This is a genomic window from Streptomyces sp. NPDC031466 (assembly GCF_055581265.1).
This window is the reverse complement of record NZ_JBVIJT010000012.1, coordinates 268,890-290,390: the sequence shown is the minus strand read 5'-3', so window position 1 is coordinate 290,390 and position 21,501 is coordinate 268,890. Positions and strand designations below refer to the sequence as shown.

At 73.4% G+C, this 21,501-nt stretch carries 20 protein-coding genes; 4 read left to right on the top strand and 16 right to left on the bottom strand.

Annotation, left to right across the window (positions count from 1 at the left end; translation table 11 throughout):
- Positions 1-23 precede the first annotated feature (23 nt).
- Both ACZ5GP_RS29250 and ACZ5GP_RS29245 read right to left on the bottom strand, forming a co-directional pair.
- Positions 24-833, bottom strand: coding sequence for an SDR family NAD(P)-dependent oxidoreductase (locus ACZ5GP_RS29250; RefSeq protein ID WP_468753685.1), 810 nt, complete (start codon positions 831-833; stop codon positions 24-26).
- A 123-nt stretch (positions 834-956) separates the two neighbouring features.
- Complete coding sequence (locus tag ACZ5GP_RS29245) at positions 957-2,432, bottom strand: esterase (protein ID WP_468753684.1); 1,476 nt, start codon at positions 2,430-2,432, stop codon at positions 957-959.
- Positions 2,433-2,734: 302 nt separating this feature from the next.
- On the opposite strand from ACZ5GP_RS29245, the gene ACZ5GP_RS29240 reads away from it, so the two are divergent.
- Entirely contained in the window at positions 2,735-4,540 is a 1,806-nt protein-coding gene (locus ACZ5GP_RS29240) for a choice-of-anchor A family protein (protein ID WP_468753683.1), read from the top strand.
- A 61-nt stretch (positions 4,541-4,601) separates the two neighbouring features.
- Here the strand turns inward: ACZ5GP_RS29240 and ACZ5GP_RS29235 are convergent, their stop codons facing one another.
- A complete protein-coding gene (locus tag ACZ5GP_RS29235; RefSeq protein WP_468753682.1) occupies positions 4,602-5,312 on the bottom strand; it encodes a L,D-transpeptidase in 711 nt (236 codons plus the stop codon).
- A 119-nt stretch (positions 5,313-5,431) separates the two neighbouring features.
- On the opposite strand from ACZ5GP_RS29235, the gene ACZ5GP_RS29230 reads away from it, so the two are divergent.
- Both ACZ5GP_RS29230 and ACZ5GP_RS29225 read left to right on the top strand, forming a co-directional pair.
- A complete protein-coding gene (locus ACZ5GP_RS29230) occupies positions 5,432-5,806 on the top strand; it encodes a DUF779 domain-containing protein (protein ID WP_468753681.1) in 375 nt (124 codons plus the stop codon).
- A gap of 71 nt (positions 5,807-5,877) precedes the next feature.
- Positions 5,878-7,152 (top strand): phosphodiester glycosidase family protein, encoded by a 1,275-nt coding sequence (locus ACZ5GP_RS29225; protein WP_468753680.1) that lies wholly within the window; start codon positions 5,878-5,880, stop codon positions 7,150-7,152.
- Positions 7,153-7,316: 164 nt separating this feature from the next.
- On the opposite strand, the gene ACZ5GP_RS29220 is transcribed toward ACZ5GP_RS29225, so the two are convergent.
- The 11 genes from ACZ5GP_RS29220 to ACZ5GP_RS29170 all read right to left on the bottom strand — a co-directional run bounded on the left by ACZ5GP_RS29220 (position 7,317) and on the right by ACZ5GP_RS29170 (position 18,021).
- Positions 7,317-7,511, bottom strand: a complete 195-nt coding sequence (locus ACZ5GP_RS29220; RefSeq protein WP_468753679.1) for a hypothetical protein — start codon at positions 7,509-7,511, stop codon at positions 7,317-7,319.
- 153 nt (positions 7,512-7,664) lie between these two features.
- The gene (locus ACZ5GP_RS29215) at positions 7,665-8,531 is read right to left on the bottom strand and encodes a phosphatidylinositol-specific phospholipase C/glycerophosphodiester phosphodiesterase family protein (protein ID WP_468753678.1); all 867 of its coding nucleotides are present in this window, start codon (positions 8,529-8,531) and stop codon (positions 7,665-7,667) included.
- 332 nt (positions 8,532-8,863) lie between these two features.
- Positions 8,864-9,538 (bottom strand): ABC transporter ATP-binding protein, encoded by a 675-nt coding sequence (locus tag ACZ5GP_RS29210; RefSeq protein ID WP_468753677.1) that lies wholly within the window; start codon positions 9,536-9,538, stop codon positions 8,864-8,866.
- Entirely contained in the window at positions 9,531-10,442 is a 912-nt protein-coding gene (locus tag ACZ5GP_RS29205; protein ID WP_468753721.1) for an ABC transporter ATP-binding protein, read from the bottom strand. Before ACZ5GP_RS29205 ends, ACZ5GP_RS29210 begins: the two co-directional genes overlap by 8 nt.
- 44 nt (positions 10,443-10,486) lie before the next feature.
- Positions 10,487-11,353, bottom strand: a complete 867-nt coding sequence (locus tag ACZ5GP_RS29200; protein ID WP_468753676.1) for an ABC transporter permease — start codon at positions 11,351-11,353, stop codon at positions 10,487-10,489.
- The gene (locus ACZ5GP_RS29195; RefSeq protein ID WP_468753675.1) at positions 11,346-12,311 is read right to left on the bottom strand and encodes an ABC transporter permease; all 966 of its coding nucleotides are present in this window, start codon (positions 12,309-12,311) and stop codon (positions 11,346-11,348) included. Before ACZ5GP_RS29195 ends, ACZ5GP_RS29200 begins: the two co-directional genes overlap by 8 nt.
- A gap of 59 nt (positions 12,312-12,370) precedes the next feature.
- Positions 12,371-13,960, bottom strand: a complete 1,590-nt coding sequence (locus ACZ5GP_RS29190) for an ABC transporter substrate-binding protein (protein WP_468753674.1) — start codon at positions 13,958-13,960, stop codon at positions 12,371-12,373.
- A 136-nt stretch (positions 13,961-14,096) separates the two neighbouring features.
- Positions 14,097-15,188 (bottom strand): acyl-CoA dehydrogenase family protein, encoded by a 1,092-nt coding sequence (locus ACZ5GP_RS29185; RefSeq protein WP_468753673.1) that lies wholly within the window; start codon positions 15,186-15,188, stop codon positions 14,097-14,099.
- Positions 15,185-16,369, bottom strand: coding sequence for an acyl-CoA dehydrogenase family protein (locus ACZ5GP_RS29180; protein WP_468753672.1), 1,185 nt, complete (start codon positions 16,367-16,369; stop codon positions 15,185-15,187). Before ACZ5GP_RS29180 ends, ACZ5GP_RS29185 begins: the two co-directional genes overlap by 4 nt.
- Complete coding sequence (locus ACZ5GP_RS29175; protein ID WP_468753671.1) at positions 16,366-17,334, bottom strand: NADPH:quinone oxidoreductase family protein; 969 nt, start codon at positions 17,332-17,334, stop codon at positions 16,366-16,368. Before ACZ5GP_RS29175 ends, ACZ5GP_RS29180 begins: the two co-directional genes overlap by 4 nt.
- Positions 17,335-17,409: 75 nt before the next feature.
- Positions 17,410-18,021 (bottom strand): helix-turn-helix domain-containing protein, encoded by a 612-nt coding sequence (locus ACZ5GP_RS29170; RefSeq protein ID WP_468753670.1) that lies wholly within the window; start codon positions 18,019-18,021, stop codon positions 17,410-17,412.
- A 115-nt stretch (positions 18,022-18,136) separates the two neighbouring features.
- On the opposite strand from ACZ5GP_RS29170, the gene ACZ5GP_RS29165 reads away from it, so the two are divergent.
- Positions 18,137-19,198, top strand: a complete 1,062-nt coding sequence (locus ACZ5GP_RS29165; RefSeq protein WP_468753669.1) for an NAD(P)/FAD-dependent oxidoreductase — start codon at positions 18,137-18,139, stop codon at positions 19,196-19,198.
- Between the two features lie 79 nt (positions 19,199-19,277).
- On the opposite strand, the gene ACZ5GP_RS29160 is transcribed toward ACZ5GP_RS29165, so the two are convergent.
- Together ACZ5GP_RS29160 and ACZ5GP_RS29155 are read right to left on the bottom strand one after the other, a co-directional pair.
- A complete protein-coding gene (locus tag ACZ5GP_RS29160) occupies positions 19,278-20,045 on the bottom strand; it encodes a PIG-L deacetylase family protein (protein ID WP_468753668.1) in 768 nt (255 codons plus the stop codon).
- A 70-nt stretch (positions 20,046-20,115) separates the two neighbouring features.
- Positions 20,116-21,417, bottom strand: a complete 1,302-nt coding sequence (locus ACZ5GP_RS29155; protein WP_468753667.1) for an alpha/beta fold hydrolase — start codon at positions 21,415-21,417, stop codon at positions 20,116-20,118.
- Between the last annotated feature and the right edge of the window lie 84 nt (positions 21,418-21,501).

Genomic DNA, 21,501 nt, shown 5'->3' with positions numbered 1-21,501 from the left:
CGTGAACCCGTCGCCGGGGCACGTCAGTGGCGCGGCACGATCCCGAAGTCGAAGGCGACCGTGCCCGGGTCGATGGCCGTCACCCCGCCGTCCACCGTCAGCGTCGCGCCGTTGACGAAGGACGCCGCGGGCGAGAGCAGCCAGGTGATCGCCTCGGCGACCTCCGCCGGCCGCCCCGGCCGGCCGGCGGGGATCAGCCGCGTCGCCTCCTCGTACGCGGCGTCGGCGCCCCGCTCCCCCAGTTCCGCCTCGTCGGCGAAGCGGGCCATGCGGCGGTCGGCCATCTCGGTGCGCACCCAGCTCGGGCACACCGTGTTGGCGCGCAGCCCGTCCTTGCCGTAGTCCACGGCGAGCGAGCGGCACAGCTGGAGGAGCGCCGCCTTCGACGTCGCGTACGCCGCGTTCGCCACGCCGTTGCGCAGGGCGGCGACCGACGCGACCGCGACGACCGCGCCGCGCGCCGCCAACAGGTGCGGCAGCGCGGCCCGCAGGAGCAGGAAGGGGCCGGTGAGGTTGGTGCGCATCACCAGGTCCCAGTCCTCGTCGGAGAGTTCCCCGACGGCGCCGCTGCGCCCGACGCCGGCGTTGAGCACGACCCCGTCGATCCGGCCGTACGCCGCCACGGTCGCCTCGACCAGAGCGGCGACCGCCTCGGGGTCGGCCGCGTCGGCGGGGTGGGCCAGCGCCCCGGTCTCCTCGGCGACCCGGTGCAGCGGCTCGGGGCGGCGGCCGGAGACGACCACCCGGTGTCCGTCGGCCCGCAGCCGGCGGGCGGTGGCCGCTCCGATGCCGGTTCCGCCGCCGGTGACGATGACAACTCGGCTCTCCGTCATGCCTGTTCAGCCTCCGAACGCAGTCGTGAGCGCAGGGTGCGATCTCTTCCGTGATCATACGGAGAGGGCCCGCTCACGACCGCGCCCGGATGGCTTGATCCCGGCCGGCCGCTCAGGCGGTGTTCACTCGTCGATCGCCGCGCCGAACGCCGCCCCGGTGCCCGGCGCGCCCAGCGACGCCCCGTCGTACGTCCAGGACCCGGCGGCGGTGACGCCGCCCGAGCCCGCCGACAGGACCCAGACCACGCCGTCCCCGGCGTTCTCGCCGGGCGCCGACGCGAGGAGGCCGAAGCGGCCGTCGTTGTTCGGGTCCGAGAGCCGCACCTGGGCGCCCCACTTGTCGCCCTTCTCGGGCACGCCCGGGATGTCCGCGGAGTCCTGGTCCCACGACTTGGCGCCGGTCGCCGTCATCCCGTTCTCGGAACCGCGCAGCACCCACACCGCGCCCGCGTCGGCGACGGTGCCGATGTCCTCGCCGGGCGCGCCGATCGCCACGTCCGCGTAGCCGTCGCCGTCGGTGTCCGCGACGGACAGGTCGGCGCCCCAGCGGTCACCGGCCTCGGGGGTGCCGGGTACGCCGGCGGAGCCCTGCGTCCACCACTTGGCCTCCTCGCCGAGGCCGTCCGCGGTGCCGTAGCGCACGCCGACCAGACCGCCGGTCATGGTCTCGCCGCCGTCGTCGGGCGACGCCGGTTCACCGGTCACCAGGTCGTCGTAACCGTCGTGGTCGATGTCGCCGGACGCGGCCGCCGGGCCCCCGCGCAGGTCGCCCTTGTAGGTGAGTCCCCCCGCGCTTCCCGCGAAGTGCTTGGACCAGCCGTGCCCCGGCTCGTCGCCCACGGTCACCCCGGAGACGACGAGGTCCGCGTAGCCGTTGTCGTCGTAGTCCCCGGTGGTGAGGGACTTGGGCAGGATGTCGCGCTCCTCGGCGGCCGCGGCGAGCCGCCGGGTGTCCTGGCGGCGCAGCGGGGGCTCGCCGGGCTGCGGCGCGGCTTCGTAGACGAACAGCTCCAGGTCGTCGCGGTCGAGTACGGCGAGCACGTCGCCCGGTGTGTCGCCGGTGAGGTGGGCGGCGGCGAGGCCTCCGCCGAACTGCTCGCCCTTGGTGGGTTCCTGGGTCTGGAGCCAGTCGCTGGCGGTGCCGCTGAGCCCCGTCTTGGAGCCCCACAGGATCGCGACGCCGCCGGCGTCCACCGTGTCGCCGATGTCCTCCCCGGGGATGCCGATGATGGCGTCGTCGTAGCCGTCGCCGTCCAGGTCTCCGGTGGCGACGGCCTTGCCGAAGCCGTCGCCGGCCTCCGCGGCGCCCGCGACCCCGTCCGTCGACTGGCTGAACCGGGCGACGTTGCTGGTGCCGATGCCCCTGGTCGAGCCGTACTGGACGGTGACCAGGCCTGCGCCCTTGTCACCGCTGACCGTGGCGCCCGGGGCTCCGACCAGCACGTCCTCGTATCCGTCGCCGTTGAAGTCGCTGTTGCGGTCGTCGGCGTGCGTGCCCCCAGGGGTGCCGGCGAAAGCGGAGGGGGCGGCGGCGATACCGGCCCCGGTCAGCAGAAGGAACGATGCCGCGGCGAGGGCGGCCGAACGGTTCTTGCGCACGAGCGGCTCCTGTGAAGGAAGGTGGCCGGGCTGGCGCGGGGGCGTCCGGAAAGGGCCCGTTCCTTGTCCGGCGTCCTGTTCGACACGGCATGGCCCATAAGGGTTGTACGCGATCGCCGCCTTCTCGCTTCCGGCCCTACGCGTGAGCCGCGAGTCAGATGAAGCTTGTGGGCGGTCCGCTCGTCCTTCTCGTCCTTCGCGGTGCTCCTCGTCGGGTCGCGGGGATCGGTCGGACGGCACAAGCTGTCGATCATGCGAGCCTCCTCCACGTCGATCCGCCCCCCTGAGGAGCTGATGTGCCCGTGATCTCCCCCTCCCTCGTCCGGTCCGGGACGAGGTACCTCTGTCTCCTCGGCCTCGTGGCCGGGAGCGGTCTGGCGACGGTGCCCGCCGCGCAGGCCGGTCCCGTGCCGGCGCCGCCCCCGGAAAGAACCGTCTTCGCCGCCGCGAAGCCCCTGCCCGGCGGACTCGGGCCGTGCGTCCCGGGCAACTGCCCGCCCGACGGCTATCCGCCCGTCCACAACGGTTCGATCCGGTGGCGCGACAACGGCATCAACGTGTTCGTGGGCGAGGACTTCCGCGTCCGCGAGCGGGCGGCGGAAGCCGAGGGGCGCGTCGTCGTCCTCGGTGACTTCGACCAGCGCAAGGCGGCCGGCGCCAGTGCCGTCTACAACGTCGGCGAGGCCGGCGTCGGCTCCCGGGTCGCTCCTCCGGTGGGCGCGGACTGGCTCACCACCGGAGGTGACGTCACGGTGGCCGCCGGGCAGCGGCTGCTCGCCGAGGGCGGCGTCGTGCGCCACGCGGGTGACGCGTCCGGCAGGATCCTCGCCACCCTGCGCGAGGACCCGGACGCCGCCACGCCCTACCGGGGACTGCGGGACGAGCTGACGGAAGCCAGCCGGTGCTACGCGCACCCCGGGGGCAAGACGCGCACGCCCACCGGCCGGGTCGTGCACGCGGGCGGTGAGACGCTGTTCGCCGGTGACGGCGTCTCCGCGCTCCAGGTCTTCAACGTCGACTTCGACCTGATGAGCGGTGGCGGCGGGCAGGAGGGCATCCGCTTCGCGGCCGTCCCCGAGGGCGCCACCGTGCTGGTGAACGTGCTCGGCACCCGGCGCACCATCAACACGTACAGCGGCACGATCGACGACAGCAGCCCGTTCAACCGGCTGCGCGGCCGTCTGCTGTGGAACTTCCCCGATGCCACCTCGGTCGAGTTCAAGGGCACCGGCCAGTTCCAGGGCAGCGTCCTGGTCGGCGATCAGCGGTCGACGACCACGGTCAGCGTGCCGGGCATGAACGGCCGCTTCTTCACCACCGGTTCCCTCACCCACACCAGCGCGGCGACGGGCGGCGGCGGCCAGGAGATCCACAACTACCCCTTCGACGGGGACCTGCCCGACTGCGGCGACAGCGACACCACCGGCCGGATCTCGATCGTCAAGACGGACGAGGACGACGGGACACCGCTCGCGGGCGCCGAGTTCGAACTGTGGCGCGAGTCCAACGGCGTCGAGGGATTGCAGACCCGCGGCGACCACCCGGACACCGAGGTCGGCGACGCCTGCGTCACGCAGAACTCGGGTGAGTGCGTACGTACGGTGCCCACCGGCACGTACTACTGGCGCGAGACCAGGGCCCCGGGCGGCTATGAGCTGCCCTCGCGGAACGTCTTCGGGCCCGCGGAGCTGACCGGGGCGAACGCCTCCGCCGGCGTGACCGTCACGGCCACGAACGCCAAGGAGGACGACGCCGTCAAGAAGGGCGACCTCACCGTCGTCAAGAAGGACCGGAAGACCGGCAGACCGCTGGCCGGCGCCGTCTTCCAGCTGTGGCGCGAGACCAACGGCACGCCGGGGCTCCAGACGGCCGGTACGCGCCGGGACGGGCTCGTCGACGGGGGCTGCGCGACGGACGGCCGGGGCCGGTGCGCGTTCCAGGGCCTCGACCTCGGCTCGTACTACCTGAGGGAGACAGCGGTCCCCGACGGCTATGTGCTGCCCGGGAAGACGGTGAGCGGCCCGCATGAAGTCACCGCCGGCAATGCCGCCAAGGGCGTCACGGTGACGCTCACCAACGAGCGCGGCGGCGGGAAGAAGGGCAAGTGAGGAGCGGCGGCGGCGGGGGCCGGTGAGGCCGGTCCCCGCCACGGCCCGGGCACGCGTGGCGTCAGCCGCCCGTGCCCGGTTTCGTTCCCCAGATGTACAGCACGTCGTCCTCCTTCAGGAGCCCGTACAGGCGTTCCGCGTCGCGCAGGGCGAGGTTCACGCAGCCGCCCGAGCCGGAGGAGAACAGGTCCGCGTGGGTGCCGTGCAGGGCCTGGCCTCCGTTGAAGAACTGCGCGAACGGCATGGGGACGTCGTAGAGCGTGGAGAAGTGGTCGCGGCTCTTCCAGTAGACGCGCTGCCAGCCGCGCCGGGTCTCCAGTCCGTCGCGGCCGCTGCGGATCGGCACGGGGTCGAAGACCAGCCTGCCGCTGCTCTGGCTCCACAGGATCTGCCGGGTGAGGTCCACGCACGTCACGCGGTGGGCCCTGGTGGGGCACGCGCGCCGCTGTGCGGGGTCGCGCCGGACGCGGTCCGCGACGACGAAGCGGTAGGTGCGCAGGGACGCGGCCCCGTCCGCCGGACGGATGCCGAGGCGCTGTTGCAGTGCCCGGATGGCCGCGCAGTCGGCCGGTGACTGCCGCCCGTCCACCGGCAGGCCCAGCTCACGCTCCAGCTCGCGTTGATAGGGGGCCGTTTCGGCGAGGCACGGCGGTTCGGGCGCGAGGGCGCCCTTCGGCTCCGCGGCCGCGGCGGCCGCGGAGAGCGGAGCGGAGGTGGCCGGGAAGGAAACGGCCAGGGTGAGGGCGGCGATCGACGGGAGGACCCAGCGCATCGCCCCAGCTTGGCCGCTGCCCGGCCGCCGGCCCGGCGACACGACCCGAAGATCCCACAATTGGTCCATGTGCCGGGCGTGCAACCCTGTTGCAACGTGCCGACGGGAAGAGTCCTGCCATGGACCGCCATGAGAGCAAGGACGATGCGCCCCGCGTGCGGCTGACCCCCGCTGCCGCCGAACTGCTGCGGCGACTACGCGCCCTGCACGGGCCGCTGATGTTCCATCAGTCCGGCGGCTGCTGCGACGGCAGCGCGCCCATGTGCTTCCCCGCCGGCGAGTTCCGTACCGGTGACTCCGACATCCGGCTCGCGTCGCTGACCGTCGAGGGCGTGGCCGAGCCCATACCCTTTTGGATGTCCAAGAACCAGTACGACCTCTGGAGCCACACCCGGCTGATCGTGGACGTCGTGCCGGGGCGGGGCAGCGGCTTCTCGCTGGAGGCCCCGGAGGGCGTACGTTTCCTGATCCGTTCCCGGATGGTCGGGTCATAGCCACCGCCGTCTGGTGAACTCCGCGTGCCGCTGGGACAGTTGGTGGCCCGGCCGACCCCAGGGGGGAATCTGTGACACGGCAGACGCAGCACGGCGGACGGTTCAGGACGGCCCTCGCCCTCATCTCCACGCTCGGTGCGCTGGCCGGTGCGGCCCTCACGGGAGCGGCGCCGGCCAGCGGCGCCGTGGGGGACGAGCGGCGGGCGGCGGTGGAGATCGCGCCGGGTGTCACGTACCGGTACTTCGACGTCCCGGCCTCGCACGGCACCGCCCGCGCCCATCTGCTCGACGTCGACCTGCGCGATCGGCGCACGGGCGTGGGCCTGCTGTACCCGGGCAAGGTCGCCGCGCGCTCCCCGGTCTCGGCGCTCGCGGACGGGGCGGGGGCCGTCGGCGGGATCAACGGCGACTTCTTCAACATCAGCGAGACACAGCATCCGGGTGTCGAGGCGACCGGCGCGCCGGTGGGTCCGGCGGTCGCGGGCGGCCGGGCGCTCAAGGCCGCCGTGCCCGACGGGCAGCGGTTCGGCCCGGCGATGCCTCCGGGCGTCACCACGAAGGCGGTCCTCGGCGTGGGCGTCGACCGCCGGGCCCGCATGGACGACCTCTCCCTGGACGGGGCCGTGCGCACCAAGAACGCGCGGCTGCCGCTGGGCGGGCTCAACCAGTACGCGCTGCCGGTGGGCTCCGTCGGCGCGTTCACCGGCGACTGGGGCACCGCCTCGCGGGTGCGTGCCACCTGTGGGACGGACACGAGCCGCGGCGCGCCTTGCAGCACCGACACGCACGAGGTGACGGTCCGCGACGGGCGTGTCGTGGAGTTGGCCAACACGCCGGGCGGCGGTCAGATCGCCCCCGGCAGCACGGTGCTGGTGGGCCGTGAGGCGGGCGCACAGGAGCTGCGGAAGCTGTCGGTGGGCGACCGGGTGCAGGTCAGGCACCGGCTGGTGGCGGCCGGGTCACGCACCCCGTTCCGCTTCGCGCTCGGCGGTTGCCCCGTGCTGCGCGACGGCGCGCCGCTGCCGGGGCTCGACAACGCCACCTCCGCGGTGCGCACCGCGGCCGGGATCGCCGACGGCGGCCGGCGGCTGCTGCTGCTCTCCCTGGACGGCTCCCCCGAGTTCCGAACCGGCCTGACGATCGCCGAAATGGCCGCGCTCCTACGGGAGCTGGGGGCGCGGGACGGTTTCAGTCTGGACGGCGGCGGCTCCTCCACCCTGGTGTCGTCCACGTCCACGTTGGTCGCGCGTGCCCCGGGCGCCGAGGCGGTGACCGTGCGCAACCACCCGAGCGGCGGGGTGGAGCGCCCGGTGCCCAACGGCATCGGCGTGTTCTCCCGGACGTGACGGCCCCGCCCCGCCCGGATCACGGCGTGTCCCGCTGGGGGCGAGGTGACGTTCTCGTAGCCGTAGTTGTTCTCGACGATGAGGCTGGAGCGGGCTTCTCGACGTGGCCATGAACCAACGTCAGTTGTGCACGAACCCGCAAGAAGGGCGGCGGCCGCGACCGGTCACGGCCGGATTCCGCTGACGATGTCGGCGGTGGCCGTCAGGCCGTTGTGAATGGTCGGCGCCATGCTCGTGCTGGCCAGGTAGAAACCGAGCAGCAGGCAGACGATGGCGTGCGAGAGCTTCAGCGCTCCGTTGCGCAGAAAGACCACCGCGAGGATCACGAGCAGCAACACGACAGAGATCGAAACAGCCATGGGAAGAACCTCCTCCGCCACGCGGGAACCGCGGCTTCCGGCCGCCAGTCTGGCGCAGCGGAGGGGGCGTCCGGGCGTCTGACCTGTGCTCCGAACGGGTGCTACTTGCAGGAGGGTTGATGGGCGCGGATCAACCCTCGGGTGCCTGCGGGCTCAGCCGCCGTGTGCGTCGAGGAAGGCTTCGAGGCCCGCGAGGTCGTCGGTGTTGAGGTGGTCGACGCCTGCCGCGAGCAGTTCGCCCCAGACCGCCTCGCGCTGCGGGCCCGGCACGTCGGGCGTCGCCCAGAAGCGGACGCGCTGCCCGCGCGCGTGGGCGGCGGTGACGATGCCGCGCAGCGTGTCGCGCTCGGCGGCGGGGATCGGGCCCGCGCCCTGCCAGCTGAAGTTGAGTGACCAGTTGTCGCTGATCAGCGGGATGAAGGAGGCGGGCGCCTCGGTACCGAGGTCGGCGAGGCGGCCGTCGTAGAAGGCGTGGCGGATCTGCTGCGCCCGCATCGGGGCGCGGGCCGCGCGGTCGCCGGAGACGACGGCGGTGACCGCCGAGCGGCGCACCTTTCCCCGCGCGTACGTCGTGAACAGGTGCCGGTAGGGGCGCAGCCGGCGGTGCAGCTCGGCGTAGGTCGAAGCGCCCTCGGTCTTGATGTCGATCAGGAGCTGGAAGGGAGTGCGGTGGTGGCCGCGGTAGACGGCGCCGTGGTGGGCGCGTATGCGGGCGGCCAAGGGGTCCAGGTAGAGGGCTTCGAGGGTGCGGGCGGGGTCGAGGTCCACCGGGTCGTGGGCGACCAGGAGCCGGCCGCCCACGAGGTAGATGTCGGCCTCGACGCTGTTGAAGCGGTGGTCGAGGGCGTCGCGGAGCGGCCTGGGGTGTTCGTAGTCGTTGTGCGCGTGGGCGTGGAGCAGCGGGCGGGGGCGCGGGTGGTGGCCGCGTTCGTCCGCTCGCGCGTGGGCGGGCAGCGCGGCGCCGCCGACGAGGGCGGCGCCGAGGGTGGTGAGCGCTCTGCGACGGGTGGTGAGGGCCATGTCTGCCTCCCGGCAGGGGTGGCCGCGGCGCGGGGTGCGCCACGGGGGACGACGACGGGCGGAACCTCAGGTGAGTATGAGGCTCCGCCCGCGCCAAAAGACCCCGGGCGCGCGGGAGTTGGCATGGGCGACGTCGGCTGTTCACTCCGCTTCGCCGGGCGCCGCGGAGGCGCGTCTGCCCCATCACTCATGTTCGGCATCGGCCCGCAGGGGCGTGGCGGTGGCGCGCCCGCACGTGCCGGCGTGCGGGAGGCCCCACGCTTTCACGTGAGACTGCGGGACCACCACCAGGGAGGTGTCCGCGTCGGTCGCCTGCCGTCTGCCGTTGTGGCCTACGCGCCCGGAGGCGCCGGTGCCGTCAGTTCGTCCCAGTGGACGGTGCGGTCGCACCACCGTTCGAGGAGTACGCGGTCGTGGCCGACGGCCAGCAGTCCGGCGCCGCGCTCGGCCCGGTACTCCTCCACGACGTGCACGAGCGCCGCGGTCGTCGACGCGTCCAGCATCGCCGTCATCTCGTCGCAGATCAGCCAGCGCGGACGCAGCACCAACGCCCGTGCCAGGCAGGCCCGTTGCAGCTGCCCGTCGCTGACCTCGTGCGGGCGGCGCCCCAGGAGGTCCTTGCCGAGGCCGACGCGGGCCGTGAGTTCGGGCACCAGTGCGGCGGCCTCGGCGGACCGGCCCACCGCGCGCAGCGGTTCCGCGACCAGGTCCCGCAGAGCCAGCCGGGGGTCGGCGGACAGCCTCGGCTGCTGGAAGACGACGCCGAAGGCGGTGCGCTGCTCGCGCGGGGCACGGTGGCGCCAGCCGCCCGCGACCGCGCCGTCGATGAGGACCTGCCCCGCGTCGGGCCGGTGCAGCAGCGCGGCGACCCGCGCGAGCGTCGACTTGCCGCAGCCGCTCGGTCCGAGCAGCCCGACGGACTCGCCGGGGGTAATCGCGAGGTCCACGGACCGGACGACGGGGGCGCGCCGGTCGTATCCGGCGGTGATGGAGCGCAGTTCAAGCACGGGGCGCCTCCAGCACGTCCGCGTGGGGGTGGTGGCAGGCGCTGCCGCCGGTGAGCGCGGGCACCGCGGCGCACGCCGTGTCGGCGCGCTCGCAGCGCGGCGCGAACGCGCAGCCCTCGGGGAGCGCGGTCAGCTCGGGCGGCATGCCGGGGACGGGGGTGAACTCCCGCTCGGGCAGGGCGTTCAGGAGTCCCCGGGCGTAGGGGTGCCGGGGTCCACGCGCGCCGAAGAAGTCGGCGGAGTCGGCGATCTCGACGACGCGGCTCGCGTACATCACGGCGACGCGGTCGGCGATGCGCGCGGCGGCGGTCAGGTCGTGGGTGATCAGGAGCAGCGCGCGGTCGTCGCCGACATGGCGGCGCAGTTCGTCGACGGTGCGGTCCACGAGGTCGCGGTCGAGGCCGGTGGTGGGCTCGTCGGCGAGCAGCAGTGGCGCGTCGCCGATGAGGGCGAGCGCGGTGGCGGCGCGCTGGGCGAGGCCGCCGGACAGTTCGTGGGGGTAGCGGTCGAGGTGCCCGGCGGGGAACGCGGCGCGTCCGGCGGCCGCTTCACCGGCGGCCCGCAGCTTCGCCCTCGGCACGCCGGTGAGTTGGCGCAGGGTCTCCTCCAGCTGGGAACGCACGGTCCGGACCGGTGTGAGGTGCGCGGCGGGGCTCTGCGGCACGAGGCCGACGCGCCGCCCGCGCACGGTGCGGGCCAGGGTGCGCTCGTCGGCGGTGAGCAGATCGGTGTCGCCGAGCAGGGCGGCCCCCGCGGTCTGCGCGTTCTCGGGGAGCAGGCCGAGCAGCGCGGAGGCGAGCACGGACTTGCCGCAGCCGCTCTCGCCGACCAGGGCGAGGCACTCCCCCGCCGCGAGGTCGAAGGTGACGTCGGTGACGGCGGCGACATGGCTGCCGCCGCGCATGCGGAAACGTACGGACAGGCCCTGGACGGACAGGACGGGGACCGTCACAGCATGAGCTCCGATCGGCGCCGGGGGTTGATGCGCTCCCGCCAGGCGCCCGCGAGGCCGGCGATGGCCAGGGTGGGCACGATGATGAACAGGCCGGGGAAGAGCGTCGGCCACCAGTCGCCCGCGAGGAGCGAGCCGCGCGCGCTCTGCACGAGGGTGCCGAGGCTGGCCTGGTGGGTGGGCAGGCCGAGGCCGAGGAAGGACAGCGCGGACTCGTGCCAGATGGCGTGCGGCACCATCAGGACGGCGGCCAGCCCGGCCTGCGGCAGGACGGCGGGCAACAGGTGCCGCACGGCGACGCGCAGCCGGGAGGCACCGCCGGATATCGCCGCGTCGATGTAGGGCCGCGAGCGCAGGGAGAGCACCTCGGCGCGCACGATGCGGGCGGTGGAGAGCCAGTGCGTGAGCGCCACCGACACCACGACCGGCCACACGCCGGGGCGGAACATCGCGACGATGAAGATGCCGAGCAGCAGGTGCGGCACGGACGAGAAGACGTCGACGAGCCGCATGACGATCCGGTCCACCCAGCCCCCGGAGGCGGCGGCGAGGGCACCGACCGCGGTGCCGATGACGGTGGCGACGACGGCTGCCACCACACCGACGAGCAGGGAGACGCGCAGGCCGTAGACGCAGCGCAGCAGCAGGTCGCGACCCACGTCGTCGGTGCCGAAGGGGTGCGCGGGTGACGGCGGCCGCAGCTTCGCGGCCAGGTCCACGGCCTGCTGGTCGAGGTCGACGAGGGGTGGTACGACGAGGACGGCGAGGACGACCGCGGTGATGATCACCGCGGAGGTGCGTACCCGCCACGCGCGCGTGGAGCGGCGTACGCCGCCTCGGGCGCGCCATGCGAGGTCAGCCATCGAAGCCCACCCTCGGGTCGGCGAGGCCGTACAGGAGGTCGGCCACGAGGTTGCCGAGCAGCACCGCGACCGTGGCGAGCGCGGTCAGCGCGGCGAGCAGCGGGAAGTCCACGGAGGTCGCGGCCTGCACGGTGGCCGCGGCGATGCCGGGCCAGCTGAAGACGGTCTCCACCAGGAGCGCCCCGGTGATCAGTTCGGGTACGCGTGAGCCGATGAGCGTGAGCACCGGGAGCATGCCCGAGCGCAGGGCGTGGTGGAGGAGGACGGTCCGTTCGGCGAGGCCACGCGCGCGTGCCCCGCGCACGGGGTCGCCGCCGAGCGCGTCGCCGACGCCTTGACGTACGTACAGGACGAACCAGGGCAGTTGCGAGACGGCGAGTACCCCGGCGGGCAGCACCAGGTGGCTCGCGACCTGGCCGGCGGTCACGGTGGAGCCGGCCGTGTCGGTCAGGCCGCCCGAGGGCAGCACGCCGAGCTTCAGCGCGAACAGCCAGACGGCGAGGAGGCCGAGCCAGAACGGCGGCGCCGCTTCGAGGAGGTACGCGAGAGAGGTGACGGCGCGGTCGACCCGGCCGCCGGGGCGGCGCGCGGCGAGGACGCCGAGCGCCGTGCCGAGGAGGATCGCGACGAGGAACGCGGTGGCGGCGAGCAGCACGGACCAGCCGACGCGTTCGCCGATGACGTCGGCGACGGGCTGGCGCAGCGTGCTGGAGTCGCCGAGGTCGCCGGTGAGGGCGGCGGTCAGCCAGTCCCACCAGCGGGCGGCCGTGGGCCGGTCGACGCCGAGGTTGGCGCGCAGCTGGTCGAGGTTGTCCTGGGAGGCGGTGAGTCCCGCCGTGCCCGCGTACGCCTTGACGGGGTCGAACGGCGAGGCGGCGGCGACGGCGAAGACGCCGAAGGTGACGACGAGCAGTACGGGCACGGCGAACAGCACGCGGCGGCCGGCGAGGCGGGCCATCGGCCCCCAGGGAGGGCGCCGGCGTGTGGCCTTCCCCGGGGTCTCGCGTAGCGCGGTGGTCACTTCTTCGGCTGCCAGTCCTCGACGTTCCACCAGGGCCCGGAGGCGAGGCCGTGGTCGTGCGGCTCGACCTGGGTGGTGAGGTTCCCGAAGCGCTTGTCGACGACGTACAGGTGGTCGATGTGGGTGAGGAAGGTGTAGCCGGGGTTCTTCACCAGTTCGCGCTGGATGGTGTCGTAGGCCGCCTTGCGCTCGGCGTGGTCGCCGCTCTTGCGGGCGTCCTCGAGGGCCTGGTCGACCTTCTTGTTGTCGTAGTGCGCCATGTTGTTGAAGCCGTCCCCGGCGAGGGAGGACTTCAGGAGGGTGTACTGGTCGAAGTCGGGGTCGGCCGGGGAGCCGCCGCCGGCGAGGACCGCGTCCTTCGGCATGCGCGGCTCGATGACCTCCCAGGTGCCGGACCGCACCTCGACCTCGATGCCGAGCTTCTTGGCGTCGGAGGCGTAGGCGAGGGCGTGTTCCTGGCGGAGTTTGTCACCGGAGAGGTACCAGAGCGGGAACGAGGCCGGGACGCCGTCCTTCTCGCGGACGCCGTCCTTGCCCGGCTTCCACCCGGCGGCGTCGAGGATCTTCTTCGCCCTGCCGGCGTCGAACTTCCGCTCGGTGCCCTTGGTGAACCACGGGCTGTCGGTCGGGACGGGCCCGTAGGCCTCCTTGCCGGCGCCGTCCAGGATCGAGTCGACCATGGCCTTGCGGTCGACGCCGATGTCGAGGGCGCGGCGGATCGCGGTGTCGCCGGCGACCTTGTTGCCGGTGGGCAGCGTCACCACGCGGTAGTCGAAGGTCTTGGCGGCGTAGGTGTGCTTGGCGCTGTCGCCCTGGTACTTCTGGGCGAGGTTGGGCGGCAGGATGGCTCCGTCCAGTTCCCCGGCGTCGAGCCGGGTAGCGCGGATGTCGTCGTCCTTGATGATCGCCATCGTGAAGTTCTTGATCTTCGGCGCGCCGCCCCAGTAGTGGGGGTTGGCCTTGAAGGTCAGCTTCTCGCCCTTGGACCACTTGACCAGCTCGTAGGGACCGGTGCCGACGGGCTTGGTGGTGAAGGCGCCGGTGTTCACGTCCTGCTTCGCCGCGATGTGCTGGGGCGCGATGGGCAGGACGGTGCGCTCGGCGAACGGCGCGTAGGGGTACTTGAGGTGGAAGACGACGGTGTCGTCGCCCTTGGCCTCGACGTTCTTGACGGCGTCCAGCTCGGTCTTGGAGGCGTTGTTCGTCTTCTTGTCGAGGATGGTCTCGTAGGTGAAGACGACGTCCTTGGCGGAGAAGGGCTTGCCGTCGCTGAACCTGACGCCCTTGCGTAGCTTGTACGTGTAGGTCCTGCCGTTGTCGGTGACCTTGGGCAGGTCGGCGGCGAGGGCGGGCCTGAGCTTCATGTCGGCGTCGTGCGTGAGCAGCCCGTCGAAGATCTTCGAGTTGCCGTCCTTGCCGTAGCCGAGGAGCGGGCTGAGGGTCTCGGGCTCGTACGCGATGCCGACCACCGCCGAGTCCTTGGCGCCCCCGGCGCGCTCGCCCGGCGCCGAGCAGGCCGAGGCCGCCACGGCCGTGGCGACGGCCGCCGCCACGCCGGCCGTGCGCCGTATCGATCGGGCCCTCATGCTCCACACCCCTACTGAAGATCAACGGTTGTTGCGAACGGCTCGCAATTATGCCTCACGCAAAGGGGTGGAAAACCCACAGCCCGCACGCGGTACGTGCGGGCTGCATCGATCTCTTCGGGAGTGGATGCGCAGGTCAGGGCGCCGGAAGGGCGACCAGTTCGGCGAGTGCCGCGCGGTGGTGCCCGGCCGTGCCGTAGGCGATCGAATCGGCCTTGGCCCGCTTCAGGTAGAGGTGGACGGGGTGCTCCCAGGTCATGCCGATGCCGCCGTGCAGCTGGAGCGCCTCCTCGGCGGCGCGCACCGCCACCGGTGCCGCGTAGGCCTGTGCCACCGCCGTCGCGAGGTGGGGTTCGTCGCTCCCCGTGGCCAGCGCGTCCGCGGCGTGGCGGGCGGCGGCGCGGGTGTTCACCACCTCCAGCCAGAGCTGGGCGAGGCGGTGCTTGAGCGCCTGGAAGGAGCCGACGGGCCGGTTGAACTGGTGTCGCTCCTTCACGTACCGCACGGTCTCGGTCAGGCACCACTCGGCGACACCGAGCTGCTCCGAGGCGAGGAGACCCGCCCCGGCCCGCAGTCCTTGCCCGACCGGGAAGCGGGCGTCCGGGGCGATGGGCCGCGCGCGTGCCCCGTCGAAGGTGACGGCCGCGAGGGGGCGCGTCAGGTCGAGCGAGGTCTGGGGGACGACGTCCACGCCGCTGTCGGCGGTGTCGACCGCGAAGAGCCCGCTTTCGGTGGGCACCAGGAGCACGTCGGCGACGACGGCGTCCGCCACGCCGGTCACCCGGCCGTGCAGGGCGCCCCTCGTCTCCCGTACGGGGAACAGGGTCTGCCCGCCGGCGTGCGACAGCGGCATGGCGAGCACGCCGATCCTGCGGCCGGAGGCGAGCGCGCCGAGCAGTTCGCGCGCCGCCTCGCCCTCGCAGGCGAGCAGCGCCTCGGTCGCCACGACCGCGCTGGTCAGATACGGCACCGGGGCGACGGCCCGGCCCAGCTCCTCCAGGACCACGGCCGCCTCGCGGTGTGTGGCTCCCTGGCCGCCCAGTTCCTCGGGGACCAGCAGGCCGGCCAGGCCCATGCCGTCGGCGAGGGCCTTCCACAGCGCGCGGCCGTGCGGCTCGGCGGTCTCGGCGCGGGCCAGCACGGACGCGGCGTCGCAGTGGTCGGCGAGCAGGTCGCGCACCGCGGAGCGCAGCGCCTCTTCCTCTTCGGAGTACAGCAGATCAGTCATCGCGCGAGGTCCTTCCAGGCGACGTCCTTGTCGGTGCGCGGCTCGGAGGGCAGGCCAAGGACGCGTTCGGCGACGATGTTCAGCAGGACCTCGCTGGTCCCGCCCTCGATGCTGTTGCCCTTGGACCGCAGGTAGCGGTAGCCCGCGTCGCGGCCGGTGAAGTCGACCAGCTCGGGCCGGCGCATCGTCCAGTCCTCGTACAACAGCCCTTCCTCGCCGAGGAGTTCCACTTCCAGGCCGCTGATCTCCTGGTTGAGGCGGGCGAAGCCGAGCTTCATGCCGGAACCCTCGGGTCCGGGCTGTCCGGCGACGAGTTGCTGGCGCAGCCGCTCGCCGGTGAGCCGGGCGACCTCGGCGTCGACCCAGAGCTTCAGCAAACGCTGGTGGAGGTCGTGGGTGCGCAGCTCGGGGCGTTCGCGCCAGGCCGTGGCGACGGGGCCGATCATGCCGCCCTCGCGCGGGATGCGCATGCCGCCGATGGAGACGCGCTCGTTCATGAGCGTGGTCTGGGCGACCTTCCAGCCCTCGCCGACCGCGCCGAGGCGGTGCGCGTCGGGGATGCGCACGTCGGTCAGGAACACCTCGTTGAACTCGGCCTCGCCGGTGATCTGGCGCAGCGGCCGCACCTCCACGCCGGGGTCGGTCATGTCGCACACGAAGTACGTGATGCCGCGGTGCCTGGGCGCGTCGGGGTCGGTGCGGGCGATGAGGATCGCCCAGCGGGCGGTGTGGGCGCTGGAGGTCCACACCTTCTGCCCGTTGACGATCCAGTCGCCGCTCGCCTCGTCACGGACGGCGCGGGTGCCGAGCGCGGCGAGGTCGGAGCCGGCGCCCGGCTCGCTGAAGAGCTGGCACCACACCTCCTCGCCGGTCCACAGCGGCCGCAGGAAGCGGCGCTTTTGCTCCTCCGTGCCGAAGCCGAGGACGGTCGGCGCGGCCATGCCGAGGCCGATGCCGATGCGGCGCGGGTCGTTGTCGGGCGCGCCCGCGTCCCCCAGCTCGGCGTCCACGACGGCTTGCAGGGAGCGCGCCACCCCGAGGCCGCCCAGGCCCTCGGGGTAGTGCACCCAGGCGAGCCCGGCGTCGAAGCGGGCCTTGAGGAAGTCGGCGGGGTCGGTGGTGGCGGGCGGATGCGCGGCGAGGAACTCGCGGGTACGGGCGCGCAGTTCGGCGTCGGTCATGCGGCCCCCCCGTGCGGCAGGACGCTCACGCGTCCGGTGGTGAGGCCGTCGGCGACGCGCTGTACGGCGGCGGCCGCGCCGGACATCGGCACGCGCTCGCTCACCAGGGGCTTGATGGCGCCCTTGGTGGCGAGTTCGGTCAGCTCCTGGTGACAGCGCGCGATCGAGCGCGGGTCCTTGGTGTTGTACAGGCCCCAATGCAGGCCCATGATCGCGTAGTTCTTCACCAGGGCGTGGTTGAGCGCGGGCGAGGGGATGGTGCCGCTCGCGAAGCCGACGACGACGATCCGGCCCTCGAAGGCCACGCACTTGGCGGACTTGGTGTACGCGTCGCCGCCCACGGGGTCGTAGATCACGTCGGCACCACGGCCGTCGGTGGCCTCCTTGACGCCGGCGACGATGTCGTCCGTACGCCGGTCGAGCACGACGTCGCAGCCGAGGTCGCGCGCGACCCGCGCCTTGTCCGCGTCACCGACGACGCCGACGACCTTGGCGCCCGCGGCCTTGCCGAGCTGTACGGCGGCGCTGCCGACGCCGCCCGCCGCCGCGTGCACGAGGAGGGTCTCGCCCTCCTTCAGGTGGGCGCGCCGGTGCAGGCCGAACCAGCCCGTCTGATAGCCGATGTGCAGGGCGGCTGCCTCGGCGTCGTCCAGCGCGTCGGGCGCGGGCAGCAGGGCGGCGGCGTCCGCGACGGCGTACTCCGCGAAACCGCCGTACGGCAGGGCGGGGTTGGCCAGTACGCGCCGCCCGTCCTCGGTCTCGCCGCAGATCTCCACGCCCGGCGTGAAGGGCAGCGGGGGCCTGACCTGGTAGTGGCCGCGGCAGAGCAGGGCGTCCGGGAAGTTGATGTTCGCGGCGCGGACCTTCAGGAGCACCTGCCCGTCGGCGGGCGTCGGGCGGTCCACCTCCGCGAGGCGCATCACCTCGCCCGGCTCGCCGTTCTCGTGCACTTGCCATGCCTGCATGCGGGGCCTCCACGGGGGGTGTCGTAGACCTGGCTCGTGCGCATACTAAGCGGTCGCTTGCCCCCAGGGGAACCGTTAATCGCCCTTGTCCTTCCGCGAGGGGCGCGCCCGAACGTGCATGCGCTCCCCCTGCGGCCCGAAGAGGCTGAGGAACTCCGCGCCCCCTTCACCCGTGGCCCCGAACCAGTGCGGGACACGCGTGTCGAACTCCGCCGCCTCGCCCGGGCCGAGCAGTACGTCGTGGTCGCCGAGGATCAGCCGCAGCTTCCCGGACAGGACGTACAGCCACTCGTACCCCTCGTGCGTCTGGGGGTCGGGGACCGGGGACGTGCGGGCGGGCTCGATCACCTTGTACGCCTGGAGGCCGCCGGGCTGGCGGGTGAGCGGCAGCATCGTGCGGCCGTGCCGGACGATCGGCTTGGCGCGCACGCGCGGGTCGCCCACCGGCGGGGCGCCCACCAGCTCGTCCAGGGGGACCTGGTGGGCGCGGGCGATGGGCAGCAGCAGTTCGAGGCTGGGCCTGCGGTTGCCGGACTCCAGGCGGGACAGGGTGCTGACCGAGATGCCCGTGACGGCGGAGAGCCCCGCGAGCGTGGCGCCGCGCTCCTTGCGGATGCGGCGCAGCCGGGGGCCGACCTCGGTGAGGACCTGAACCATCTCTTGCGGCACTTCGGTCTCTTCGCTCATGGCTCCATCATGACGCCCCCATTGCTAAAACGGCAAAGCTCCTTGTCATTTCCGCGCCCCACGAGCGATGGTCTGAACCATCGCGACAGCAGGCACGAGGCGCACGGAGGACGGGATGGAACGGCATGCGGAGGACGGGATGAACACGTGGGACAGGGCGACGGGGGACGAGGCGTACGAGGTGGTCGTGGTCGGAGGCGGCGCGGCGGGGCTAAGCGCGGCGCTCGTGCTCGGCCGCTCCCGCCGCCGGGTCCTGGTGATCGACGCGGGCGAACCGCGCAACGCGCCCGCCGCGCACATGCAGGGCTACCTCTCGCGGGACGGCATGCCGCCCGTCGAGTTCCTCGCCGAGGGACGCCGGGAGCTGGAGCGGTACGGGGTCGAGGTGGTGCGGGGCCGGGTGGCCGAGGTGCTGCCGGACGGCCGGGGGGAGTTCGGGGTGCGGCTCGCGGCCGGCGGGGCCGTGCACGCGCGCCGGATCGTGCTGGCCACCGGTCTGGTGGACGAGCCGCCCGCCGTGCCGGGCGTCGCCGGGCGCTGGGGCCGTGACGTGCTGCACTGCCCGTACTGCCACGGCTGGGAAGTGCGGGACCAGGCCTTCGGTGTGCTGGCTCCCGAGCCGTTCAACAGCCACCAGGCGCTGCTCGTCACCCAGTGGTCCAAGGACGTGACCCTTTTCCTGCACACCGTGCGGGAGCTGCCGGACGCGGAGCGGGCGCGCCTCGCGGCGGCCGGTGTCCCGGTCGTGGAGGGCGAGGTGGCGGGCGTGGACGTCGAGGACGACCGGCTGACGGGCGTGCGGCTGGCCGATGGCCGAGTGGTGCCCCGTTCCGTCCTGTTCGTCGCCGCGCGGCCGGTGCCGCGCGACGGCCTGCTCAGCGCGCTCGGCGCCGAGACGCGGGAGACCCCGGTCGGCCCCTACCCGGCCGTGGACGAGACGGGCCGCACCACCGTCCCCGGCGTCTGGGCGGTGGGCAACGCCGCGGGGCCCATGGAGCAGGTGATCAACGCGGCGTCCGCCGGCTACCGCGCCGGCGTCATGATCAACGCCGAGCTGGTCATGGCGGACATCGAGGCGCGGGCCGCCCGGCGCCGGGCGGGCGTCTTCTCGCCGGTGATGGAGGCGACGGCGGCGCGGGTGGTCGCGCGCGGCCGCGAACATGGGCTGGCGCGGTAGCGGTGGTGGGGCGGCTCCGGCGTGGGCTTCGGCTTCCGCGTGGGCTTCGGCTCCTGAAGGGACTTACCGGCTCGGGGGCTCAGCGACTGAACACCTCGAAGCCGACGGCCGGTCTCCCGCCGAAGCGGGGCGCCAACGCCTGGGCGTTGCCCGTCAGGAACGTACGGCAGTACTTCTCCGGGTCCTCGTCCGTCAACGCCTCGATGTAGGTGCGGTGTTCGAGGAGGGAGGCCACCGAGCGGTCGAGCCCGGCCGAGGCGTCCGCCGCGTGCGTGGGCGTCGCCGAACCGGCGACGGCGACCCACCGCACACCGTTCCAGGGCTCCAGGCCCTCCTCCGCGATCAGTTCGGGGAAGATCCAGCGGTTGCCCGCGTCCGACGCGGCGTCGAGCGTGGCGCGGCCCACCGCGACGTGGTCGGGGGTGTTCCAGGCGACGCCGCCCCAGGTGTCGCGGTGGTTGAGCGTGATGACCAGTTCGGGCCGGTGTCTGCGGATCGCGGCGGCGATGTCACGGCGCAGAGCCGTGCCGTACTCGATGACGCCGTCCCTGTGGTCGAGGAACTCCACCGTCTCGACGCCGACGACGGCCGCACTCGCCCGCTGCTCCCGCTCGCGCAGCGGACCGCAGGTGGCGGGGTCGATCGTGTCGATGCCTGCCTCGCCCCTGGTCGCCAGGACGTAGGCGACGTCGCGGCCCGCGTCCGTCCAGCCGGCGATGGCGGCCGCGCAGCCGTACTCCAGGTCGTCGGGGTGCGCGACGACGGCGAGCGCGCGCTGCCAGTCCTCGGGCATGGGGGCGAGCTGGACGGGCGCTGCGGCCTCGGCTGCGGTCTGCGACTCGGTCATGATCGCAGCCTAGCCAAGACCACTGACAACGTCCTTCCCCCCGCCGCCCGTCAGTGCCACGTACCGCTCCTCACGCCTCCCCTCGCATGAGGGCGAGGAGACGGTCGAGGACCCTCGGGCCGCCGACCCGCAGGCCGTCGTGCTCGAACTCGTCCGTGACCCAGGTGCGCAGCCCCCGCACGGCGCGCGCGGTGCTCAGCGAGTGCTCCGTGTCCACGTACAGGTCGTCGTGGTAGATCGCGGCGGCGACCGGCACCTCGTTCGCCGCGAGGCGGTCCACGTCGTACAGGCGCGGCCAGTCGCTCCGCGCGGCGATCAGCTCGGCGGTCTCGCGCAGCGGGCGCAGCGCCGGGTCGCTGTCGAACATCCAGCGCTGCACGGCCTCGCCGGTGAACAGCAGCGGTTCGTCGCCCGCGAGGGTCTTGTCCGCGTCGAACCGCGGGAACTCGGCGCGCACCCGCTCGGCCGCCCAGGCCGTGGGCCGCTCCCCCTGGCCGTAGATCGACTCGTGCAGCACGGCGTAGAGCGGGTTGCCCGCGTACGAGAGGAGGGCCTGCACGTTCTCCTGGAACGCGTCGCCCAGTGCGGTCCCCGACGGCGTCCGCACGAAGGCGTCCTCCATGAGGTAGTGCAGGCGGTGGCTGCCGTCGCCCGTGCCGAGCAGGATGCCGAGGGCCTGGAAGGCGGGAACGGTCAGCTTGTAGCCGCCGTTGAGGACCGGCTCGTGTTCGGCGAGATACGCGGCGATGCGGCGGGCGCGCTCGACGTCCTGGGGGTAACGGGCGTAGTGCGCGGCGCTCTTGCGCGCCATCCGCGGGTAGGCGGCACGGTACACGGCGTCCGCGTCGCCCTCGAGCGTCGGCAGCCCACCGGTGATGAGCGCGCCGGCCAGGCCTTCGGGCGCCACCGACAGATAGTGCGTGGCGCAGAAACCACCGAAGCTCTGCCCGAGGACCGTCCAGGGGGCGCCGCCCGTCACCTCGGGGCGGATCGCCTCGCAGTCGCGGACGATGGAGTCGGCGCGGAAGTGGGCGAGGTAGTCGGCCTGTTCGCGTGGCCCGCCGCGCAGGGGCAGCGTCTGGCGGTTGGCGGGCGTGGAGCTGCCGGTGCCGCGCTGGTCAAGCAGGAGGACGCGGAAGTCCCGCAGGGCGCGGTCCAGCCATGACTCCCTGCCGTGGAAGCGGGTGGCCCCGAACCCCGGGCCGCCCTGGAGATACACCAGCCAGGGCAGGTCCGCGCCACCGCGCCCCGCGGGGACCACCTCGCGCGCGTAGAGCTCTATCCGCTGCCCCGCCGGATCGTCGTGATCGAGCGGAACACTGAAGCGGCGGTCGGTGAGAACGACTCCCGGCTGGCGGTACGAGACGGTCAAGGCTGCTCCTGGACTGGACACTGGGGTTGCAGGCTGGTCTTGTGCCCCAGTCCAGCACATCAGGGGGCCGGCCGGGCCCCCGGC